This is a genomic window from Actinophytocola sp. (assembly GCF_036402745.1).
Lineage (GTDB): Bacteria > Actinomycetota > Actinomycetes > Mycobacteriales > Pseudonocardiaceae > Actinophytocola.
Genome location: NZ_DASWSJ010000399.1, coordinates 1 through 8,755, shown reverse-complemented (window position 1 = coordinate 8,755; position 8,755 = coordinate 1). Strand labels below are relative to the sequence as shown.

At 72.3% G+C, this 8,755-nt stretch carries 8 protein-coding genes and 1 pseudogene; 1 reads left to right on the top strand and 8 read right to left on the bottom strand.

Annotation, left to right across the window (positions count from 1 at the left end; all coding sequences use genetic code 11):
- The 7 genes and pseudogenes from VGD70_RS35375 to nadD all read right to left on the bottom strand — a co-directional run.
- Positions 1-756: pseudogene (locus tag VGD70_RS35375) on the bottom strand (competence protein ComEC); the annotation flags it as partial.
- A complete protein-coding gene (locus VGD70_RS35370) occupies positions 753-1,643 on the bottom strand; it encodes a ComEA family DNA-binding protein (protein ID WP_331089259.1) in 891 nt (296 codons plus the stop codon). The gene VGD70_RS35370 and the pseudogene VGD70_RS35375, both read right to left, overlap by 4 nt.
- A 243-nt stretch (positions 1,644-1,886) precedes the next feature.
- The gene (locus VGD70_RS35365) at positions 1,887-2,744 is read right to left on the bottom strand and encodes a DegV family protein (protein WP_331089258.1); all 858 of its coding nucleotides are present in this window, start codon (positions 2,742-2,744) and stop codon (positions 1,887-1,889) included.
- Positions 2,745-2,750: 6 nt separating this feature from the next.
- Positions 2,751-3,494: a diglucosylglycerate octanoyltransferase gene (octT, locus tag VGD70_RS35360; RefSeq protein WP_331089256.1), complete on the bottom strand. Its 744-nt coding sequence runs from the start codon at positions 3,492-3,494 to the stop codon at positions 2,751-2,753.
- Positions 3,495-3,499: 5 nt separating this feature from the next.
- A complete protein-coding gene (locus VGD70_RS35355) occupies positions 3,500-4,114 on the bottom strand; it encodes a histidine phosphatase family protein (protein WP_331089254.1) in 615 nt (204 codons plus the stop codon).
- Entirely contained in the window at positions 4,111-4,512 is a 402-nt protein-coding gene (gene rsfS / locus VGD70_RS35350; protein WP_331089252.1) for a ribosome silencing factor, read from the bottom strand. The genes VGD70_RS35355 and rsfS overlap by 4 nt, the downstream gene beginning before the upstream one ends.
- 94 nt (positions 4,513-4,606) lie before the next feature.
- Positions 4,607-5,197, bottom strand: coding sequence for a nicotinate-nucleotide adenylyltransferase (nadD, locus tag VGD70_RS35345; protein WP_331089251.1), 591 nt, complete (start codon positions 5,195-5,197; stop codon positions 4,607-4,609).
- A 121-nt stretch (positions 5,198-5,318) separates the two neighbouring features.
- On the opposite strand from nadD, the gene VGD70_RS35340 reads away from it, so the two are divergent.
- Positions 5,319-7,424 carry a RecQ family ATP-dependent DNA helicase gene (locus VGD70_RS35340; RefSeq protein ID WP_331089249.1) on the top strand — a complete coding sequence of 702 codons (2,106 nt, stop codon included), beginning with the start codon at positions 5,319-5,321 and terminating at the stop codon, positions 7,422-7,424.
- Positions 7,425-7,693: 269 nt separating this feature from the next.
- Here VGD70_RS35340 and VGD70_RS35335 read toward each other — a convergent pair.
- On the bottom strand, positions 7,694-8,755 hold a 1,062-nt coding region (locus VGD70_RS35335; RefSeq protein WP_331089247.1), incomplete at its 5' end, for an NAD(P)/FAD-dependent oxidoreductase.

Here is an 8,755-nt window from a genome sequence, read left to right as displayed (position 1 = left end):
GACCTGCCGGGGTAACCGGTCGGTGTCGCCCACCACCAGCCCGGGCAGGAGTCCGGCGGGCTCCGGGTCGAGCACTGCCGCGGCATCCCGCAGCCCGGACCGCAGCTCCTGCGCGACGCGCTGCCAGACCGCCGCGTCGGTGACCTGGTCCGGCGGACCACGGACCCGAAGCACGGCCACGGTGAGCTCGCCTGTCCGCGCGGGCGCGAGCTGCGCGGCGGCGGTGACGTCCTGCCCGGGAAGCAGCGTCGACCACCTGTCCACCGGCGCGATCAGCACCACCCGGCCGGTGGTAGCCACCGCGGCCCGGCCGACCGTCGCATCACGCACGCGTGCCGGCACCACGACCGCGCGCACCCCGCCCTGTTGCCCGCCGAACCCGGCGGAGAAAACCGGCCGCGGCCGCTCGGTGACCGTCACCCGGAACACGCCCGACGCACCCTCGGTGGCGTGCGCCCGCAACGGGTCCTCGGCGGCGTCGCGCAGGCGACCGGTGCTGGCCGCCGCCACCAGGAGCCCGCAGATCATCAGCGCCCACCCGACCCCCAGGCGCCACCACCGCACGACCGGCGGCCGTCCCCGAGCGGCCCGCAGCACAGCCGTCCCGCAGGCGATGGTGAGGACGCCGCCGATCGCGACCCACCACCAGCCCAGCACGAGCCCGAGCATGGTCGCGACCCATACAGCCAGCGCCGCCGGCACGAGTCGCCAGTCCGGTCCCACGCCAGCATCGACGTTGCGATCGAGGAGGCTCACTGGGCCACCACCAGGTCCTTGAGCTTGGCGAACCGGGACGGTCCGATGCCGTCGATCTCGCGGAGCTGGTCGACCGAGGAGAACCGGCCGTGCTCGGTCCGCCAGTCGACGATGCGCTGGGCGGTGACCGGCCCGACCCCGGGCAGCGTGTCGAGGGACGTGGGGGACGCGGAGTTGAGGTCGACGCGTTCGGCGCCGGGTTGGCCCGTGCCGGAGGCCGCGCCGGGCGGCTCGGCGTTCGGCGGGGTGGGGATGCCGACGTAGATCTGCTCGCCGTCGGTGAGGCGGCGGGCGAGGTTGAGTCCGCCCAGGTTCGCACCGGGCGCCGGCCCACCGGCGGCCTTCAACGCGTCGGCCACTCGGGCGCCGCCCTGCAGCGTGACCAGGCCGGGCGCGGCCACCCGGCCGACGACGCTGATCACGATCGACCCGCCGGCATCCGGCGGGGTGGTGCTGGGCGCCAGCACCTGGCTGACCGCGGCGGCTGGCAGCGCCGGGGGGACCTCGGGCTCGTTGGTCCGGCCGGACATCACCAGCCCGACCGCGACGGCGATGCCGAGCAGGACCGCGCCGACCGTGGCCGCGACGGCCAGCCGCCAACGCGGGCGCTCCGCCGCGCGCTCGGGCAGCCAGCGATCGAGCACTCCGTCCAGCCGCCTGCGCCACCACGGCTCAGCGGCGGGCAGCGGTGTGCCGAGCAGCGCCCGCGGGGCGTCCCCCGCGTCGTCCCCATCGGCGACGTCCGCGGGGACGGCGGGCGGCGGGTCCGGTGGGTCGGATCCGATGTCGGGTGGTGTCGGCGCCACGTCCGGCCACCACTCGGGGTCGCGCGGGGCTCGCGCGGCGATGGAGACGTCGAGCCATGGCTGGTCCGTCGGCGGCGCCACGCTGTCCGCGCGGCGGTCGCCTCTGGTCTGACTGATCAGGCGGTCGAGTCGGCCGCAGGCACGGGCACTGCGTCGGTCTTGGCGGGAGGTCGTGTCGATCACGACTTCGACGCTATGCCCGGTCGCCCGCGTGCCGGGCCGGTCGGCCCTCCGCTGTGGACAAGTGCGTCGGTTGTGGACAACCGGCGCGGGATTCCGTTCAGTGGGGCGGAATTGTCGGTGCGGTGTGCAAGGCTGGCCGGTTCACCGCTCGGCCGGACACACCACCACGCCGAGCATCCCGGGGCCGGTGTGCGCCCCGATCGCCGCACCCAGCTCGGACACGACACAGCCCGACGCGGGCGAGATCCGCTCGTCGAGCAACGTGGCCAGCTCCGCGGCCCGCTCGTGCGCGGCGAGGTGATGCACGGCGAGCTCGACGGCCTCGGCACCGGTGGCCGTGGCGGCCTCCTCGGCGAGGTCGACGAGCCGAAGCACGGCCCGGTGCGTGGTCCGCACCTTCTCCAGCGGCACGATCCGGCCGTCCTCGACGTGCAGCACGGGTTTCACCGCGAGCGCGGTCCCCAGGAACGCCGCGGCCGGCCCGATCCGCCCACCCCGCCGCAGGTACTCGAGGGTCTCGACCACGAAGAACGTCGTGGTCCGCCCGGCCGCCTCGACCGCCGCGTCCTCCACCGCCGCACCGGTGGCACCGCCGATCGCGGCCGCCGCCGCACGTAACACCGCGAACCCGAGCCCCATCACCGTGGTCCGCGAGTCGACCACGCGGATGTGGTCCACCCCGACCTCCTGCGCGGCCAACCGCGCGGACTCCCAGGTGCCGGACAGCTCACGCGACAGGTGCACGGACACGATGCCGTCCGCGCCGCCGTCGAGCAGCCGCCGGTACAGGTCGACGAACTCGTCCGGGTTCGGCCGGGAGGTCGTGACCGCCCGCCTGCCGGTGAGTGCCGCGGCGATGTCCGACGGGCCGATGTCCACGCCGTCCAGCCCGGACTTGTCGTCGATCAACACGTGCAGTGGCACGACATGCACCGCGTGCCGGGCGGCGAAGCCGTCCGGCAGGTACGCGCTGGAATCGGTGACCACGGCGACCGCCACGGTCGGTCAGCCTACGTGGTAGGGGTCCGCGTTCCGGGCAAGCAACGGCCCGACCATGTCGGCCAACGCCTTGCCGACCCGTTCGTGCGCCTCCCAGCCCCAGTGGATGCCGTCCGGGTTGCCGCGTCCGCTCAGCACGTGCTCCCCCACCAGGTCGGCGAGGTCGAGCAGCGGCACGCCGGCGTGGGCGCCCCAGGCCCGGATCTCCCGCATGGCGTCGGTCCGGCCGGTGTGGACCAGCCCGTAGGACGCCGCGCGGTGCACGGGCGGCAGGATGCCGACCGCCGGCAGATCCGGCCGCAGCGCGCGGATCGAGCCGAGCGTCCGGTCCAGGTAGCGAACGGTGAGCGCGGCCGGCAGCGCGACCGGCCGGCCCCGAGTGGCCTTGGCGAGCCACGGCTGCGCGGCCAGGTAGCGGGCGCGGACGAACCGGCGCAGCGCGTCGGGACGCAGGTAGCGCAGGCCCTCCCGCAGGTAGGTGGGCAGCGGAGAGGGCAGCGTGTCCATGCTGCCCACGGCCAGGACCAGGACGTCTGCCTTGGGCAGCAGCGACCACACGCGAGGGTCGCCGGCGAGTGCCCAGAACGCGTCGCGCGCGGTCCAGCCGAAGCCGGCGAACAGCTCGGTCCGGCCGCCGAGGGCCGCCGCCGCGAGGTTGGGCCACAGCCGCACGTCGTCGGCCGGGTGGGGCCCGTCAGGGCCGTGGAAGCTCAGGGAGTCCCCGAACATCAACAGGGTCGGGTTGTGCATCGGGGTCAGCCGGTGATCCCGGCGTTGTACACACGCAACCGCCAGGCCAGGCCACTCGAGGCGCGCCGCGCGAGCACGGTCCAGTGGCAGTTGCCGATGCCGCCCAGCTTCGCCCAGGCCGTGATCGGCAGCTCCAGCAGGTGTCCGGTGAGCGCGGTGATCAGACCGCCGTGTGCGCACAGCACCGCGGTCTCCTCGTCCGACTCGTCCAGGTCGGCGACCACCTCGGCGGCCCGCGCGGCGACCTCCAGCCGCGACTCGCCACCCGGAGGCGTCCAGGTCGGGTCGGTCTGCCAGATCTGCCGGGCGCCGGGCCACTGCTCGTCGACCTCCGCGCTGGTCATGCCCTGCCAGAGCCCGAGGTGGGTCTCCCGCAGCCGCTTGTCCACCCGCAGCGGGACGCCGGCCGTCTCGGTGAACGTGGTGGCGGTGTCCATCGCGCGGCGCAGGTCGGAGGTCACGACGATGTCCGGGGAGAACCGGGCGAGCGCGGGCACGGCGAAACGTGCCTGGTTGCGCCCCACGTCGGTGAGGACGGAGTCGATGTGGCCCTGCATTCTGCCGGTCGCGTTGTAGTCGGTCTCGCCATGCCGCCACATCACGAGCCGGCTCAGGGTCACGTCGTCCCGCCGTCGGTGCCACCCGACTCCGCGATGGCCGCGGCCGGGTCGAACTCGATCCGCGGGCAGTCCTTCCACAGCCGCTCCAGGCCGTAGAACACCCGCTCCTCGACATGCTGCACGTGCACCACGACGTCCACGAAGTCCAGCAGCACCCATCGGCCCTCGCGGGCGCCCTCGCGACGCACCGGCTTGGTGCCGGCCTCGCGCATCCTCTCCTCGACGTTGTCGACGATCGCCCCCACCTGCCGCTCGTTGGGGGCGGACGCGATGACGAAACAGTCAGTGATCACCAGTTGCTCGGAGACATCGAGCACGATCACGTCGCTGGCCTTCTTGTCGGCGGCGGCGTTGGCCGCGACCAGTGCCAACTCGCGTGCGTCGTGCGTTGCGACCACGTCACTCCTCGATCGTCGAACTTGCCCATACCGGGCCTGTGAACCCCACGAGAGTACCCGGGTTGGCCAGCGCACAGTCCAATGCGCGTTCGGGTCAGGACTCCCGGTACAGATCCCGCTTGCTGATGTACTGCACGACGCCGTCGGGCACCAGGTACCAGACCGGCTGGCCTGCGGCGACCCGCGCCCGGCAGTCGGTCGAGGAGATGGCCATCGCGGGCACGTCGACCAGGCTCACCGAACCGCTCGGCAGGTGCTCGCTGGCCAGCCGGTAGCCGGGCCGGGTGACACCGACGAGGTGGGCCAGCGCGAACAGCTCCTCGGCCTGCCGCCAGGACAGGATCTGCTCCAGCGCGTCCGCGCCGGTGATGAAGAACAGGTCCGCGTCGGTATGGGCGGCGCGCAGGTCGCGCAGCGTGTCGATGGTGTAGGTGACGCCGCCGCGGTCGATGTCCACCCGGCTCACGGAGAAGCGCGGATTGGAGGCGGTCGCGATCACCGTCATCAGGTACCGGTCCTCGGCCGCGCTGACCTCGCGTTGGCTCTTCTGCCACGGCTGACCCGTCGGCACGAAGATCACCTCGTCCAGGTCGAAGCGTGCCTGGACCTCGCTCGCCGCCACGAGGTGTCCGTGGTGCACGGGATCGAAGGTGCCGCCCATGATCCCGACTCGCCGACCCGACATAGCTGGTCAGCGTACGTGAAGGCGGGTTCCCGATCATGTCGCGACGAACGAACCCGTGCGAATGGTCCTTTCGCACGGGTTCGTCCTGGCACGTCTCGGCGCCATAGGCAAGGGTGGAGGCGTGGACCAGCAAGCCCTCCGAAACTCAGCCGAACAACGACTCCGCGCCCTCGCAGGCGACGGTGCCTCCCTGCGCGAAGACCAGTGGACCGCCATCAAGGCCCTGGTCGTCGACCGCAAGCGGGCACTCGTCGTACAACGCACCGGGTGGGGCAAGTCAGCCGTCTACTTCATCGCCACCGCGCTTTTACGAGAGCTGGGCCAAGGTCCGACGGTCATCGTCTCGCCGCTGCTCGCGTTGATGCGCAACCAGATCGAGGCGGCGGGCCGGGCCGGCGTGCACGCGGCCACCATCAACTCCGCCAACATCGACCAGTGGCACGAGGCCCAGGACGACGTGCTCGCCGGCCGCACCGACGTGCTGCTGGTCAGTCCGGAACGGCTCAACAACCCCGAGTTCCGCGACACGGTGCTGCCCGAGCTCACCGCGTCGGCCGGCATGCTCGTGGTCGACGAGGCGCACTGCATCTCCGACTGGGGCCACGACTTCCGGCCGGACTACCGCAGGCTGCGCACGCTGCTCGGTGAGCTGCCCGCGGGCGTGCCGGTGCTCGCCACCACGGCCACGGCCAACGACCGGGTCGTGCGGGACGTCGCCGACCAGCTCGACCTCGGGGCCCAGGACACCCTGGTGCTGCGTGGCGAGCTCGACCGCGAGAGCCTCCACCTGGGCGTGCTGCGGCTGCCCACCGCGCAGGCCCGGTTCGCCTGGCTCGCCGAGAACCTCGACAAGCTGCCGGGGTCCGGCATCGTCTACACGCTCACGGTCGCCGCGGCGCAGGAGGTGTCGTCGTTCCTGCGTGACCACGGGTACGCGGTGTCGGCCTACTCCGGCAAGACCGACCCGACCGCGCGCGAACGCATCGAGCAGGACCTGCTGGCCAACAGGATCAAGGCGGTAGCGGCCACGTCGGCGCTCGGCATGGGCTTCGACAAGCCCGACCTCGGCTTCGTCATCCATCTCGGTGCGCCGCCGTCACCGATCGCGTACTACCAGCAGATCGGTCGTGCGGGCCGTGGCGTCGAGCGTGCCGAGGTGCTGCTCCTGCCGGGCACGGAGGACCAGGACATCTGGGCCTACTTCGCCTCGCTGGCGTTCCCGGCGGAACGGGTGGTGCGGCAGGTGCTCGACGTGCTGGCCGAGGCCGACCGGCCACTGTCCACGGCGGCGATCGAGCCACGGTGCGACCTGTCCCGCAGCCGGCTCGACATGGTGCTCAAGGTGCTCGACGTCGACGGTGCGGTCCACCGGGTCAAGGGCGGCTGGATCGCCACCGGGCGGGGCTGGGAGTACGACGAGGAGCGGTATCTCGGCATCGCCGGAGCGCGCAAGTCCGAGCAGCAGGCCATGCTCGAGTACCAGCGCACCGACAAGTGCCGGATGGACTACCTGCTCCGCCAGCTCGACGACCCCCACGCGGTGCCGTGCGGCCGGTGCGACAACTGTGCCGGACCTCGGTGGAGCACGGAGGTCTCGGGGGAAGCGGTCGCGAAGGCACGGGAGCGTTTACGCAGGCCGGGCGTCGAGGTCGAGCCGCGACGTATGTGGCCAAGCGGTATGGCCGCGCTCGACGTTCCGCTTTCCGGAAAACTCGGCGCTGGTGACCTGGCCGCGTCGGGGCGGGCACTCGGCCGGCTCACCGACATCGGCTGGGGCAACCGGTTACGCGAGCTGTTCGCGGCCGGCGCCCCGGTCGACGGTCCGGTGCCCGACGACATGGTCGACGGCTGTGTCGCGGTGCTGGCGTCGTGGGGCTGGACTGAGCGACCGGTCGGCGTGGTCACGATGGGCTCGGTCAGCCGGCCGAAGCTGGTGTCGAGCGTGGGCGAGCGGATCTCGGCCATCGGGCGGCTTCCAGTGCTGGGTGAGATCGGCGTGCGCGACTCGGGTGAGCGCCAGTCCAACAGCGCGCGCCGGCTGGCCCAGGTGTGGCGCTCACTGGAGGTCGGTCCGGCCCTGGCCGAGCGGTTATCCACTGTGGACGGCCCGGTGCTGCTGGTGGACGACCGCGTGGACACCGGCTGGACGATGACCGTGGCCACCAAGTTGCTGCGCGACGCGGGAGCCCCGGCGGTTCTCCCGTTCGCACTGGCCACGACGACCTGACCGCGACGTGGCGGTGGTCGGCCACTCGGGCCGATCACTGCCCGACCCGCCGGACACGGCCGGGCCAACCCCGACCAGTTGGCAGAGATCGTCGATGGTCCGAGGTGACGACGGCGGACCGCCCTACCTGGTGCGATTCCCCGCCGGCGGCCCAGCCGTGATGGATCGCGGGCCGGGTGGCCGAGTGGCCGGGCCCACCATGTCCCGTCCCAACGTCGTGACTGTGGCGCGGCCACACCACGAGCCGCGCCACGGTCACCGACACGGCGTCACTTGCTGCCCAGATCGCTGAAAACCATGCGCTTGAGAGGAGGGATCACCGAGAACACACGCAACGCTGCCTTGATCATCGAGCGGCCGATCCGGTTGGTGGAGATCGTCTGCTCGGCGGTGCGGAGGGACAGGCGTACGGCCGCGAAGCCGTAGTCGATCATCTGGGTCTCGTAGTCGCGGATGCCGTCCAGGAGCTCGACCTCTCCTCGGGACGCGGCGATGAGGTTGCGGGCGAGCAGCCGGGCGTCTCGGAGCGCGGTGTTGGCGCCGATGCCGCGAAACGGCGTCATGCTGTGGATCGCGTCGCCGAGCAGGGTGATGTTCGTTGTCTCCCACTGCTTCACCGCCACCGAGGTGCGGATGGGCAGCAGCGACACGCTCTCCGCGGGCGACTCGGCGACCAGCAGGCGCAGCGCCGGGTGCCAGTCGGTGATCAGCGTGCCGACGAGGTCACGCAGCTGCTCACCGTCCATGTCGGACAGTTCGGCGTCGTCGCGCGGGTACCTGGCGCGGTTGGCGGCGTAGGCCCACATGACGTAGCTGCCGGTGTTGTCGAACAGCACGGCGTCCTGGGACTCGGTCTCGTCGTTGCCGCCGATGCCGTCCGTGGTCGGCGTGTGGTCGGCGGCCAGCTCGTGCGGGGCGAGGAACATGCCGCACCCGGACGGCGGGAGCACGTTGTTCGGCCCGCTCTGCAGCCGGGTCGGCAACCGGCGCCTGGTCTCGTCGGTGAGCGGGTACTTGCCGGCGACCGCGCGGATGCCGGTGTCCACCCGCGTGGCGTCGGGCAGGTACTGGCGGCACACCCGGGAGCTGGCGCCGTCCGCGGCCACCAGCACGTCGGCGGTGGCGGTGGTCCCGTCGGCGAAGTGCAAGGTCACCGTGCCGTCCGCGACGCGCTCGTACCGCTCGTACTCCTTGCCGTGGTGCAGTACGCCGTCCAGGCCGGCGGACAGCACCTGGTGCAGGGTGATCCGGCTGACCGAGTGGTGGGCTCTGGTCGGGTCGCGCTCGGTACCCGAGGTGAGCTCGTCCTCGATCACCAGCAGCTCCGCGAG

Coding starts and splice junctions, on each gene's coding strand:
- octT (WP_331089256.1), bottom strand. CDS start 3,494: ATGCACAACCCGACCCTGTTGATGTTCGGGGACTCCCTGAGCTTCCAC.
- nadD (WP_331089251.1), bottom strand. CDS start 5,197: ATGTCGGGTCGGCGAGTCGGGATCATGGGCGGCACCTTCGATCCCGTG.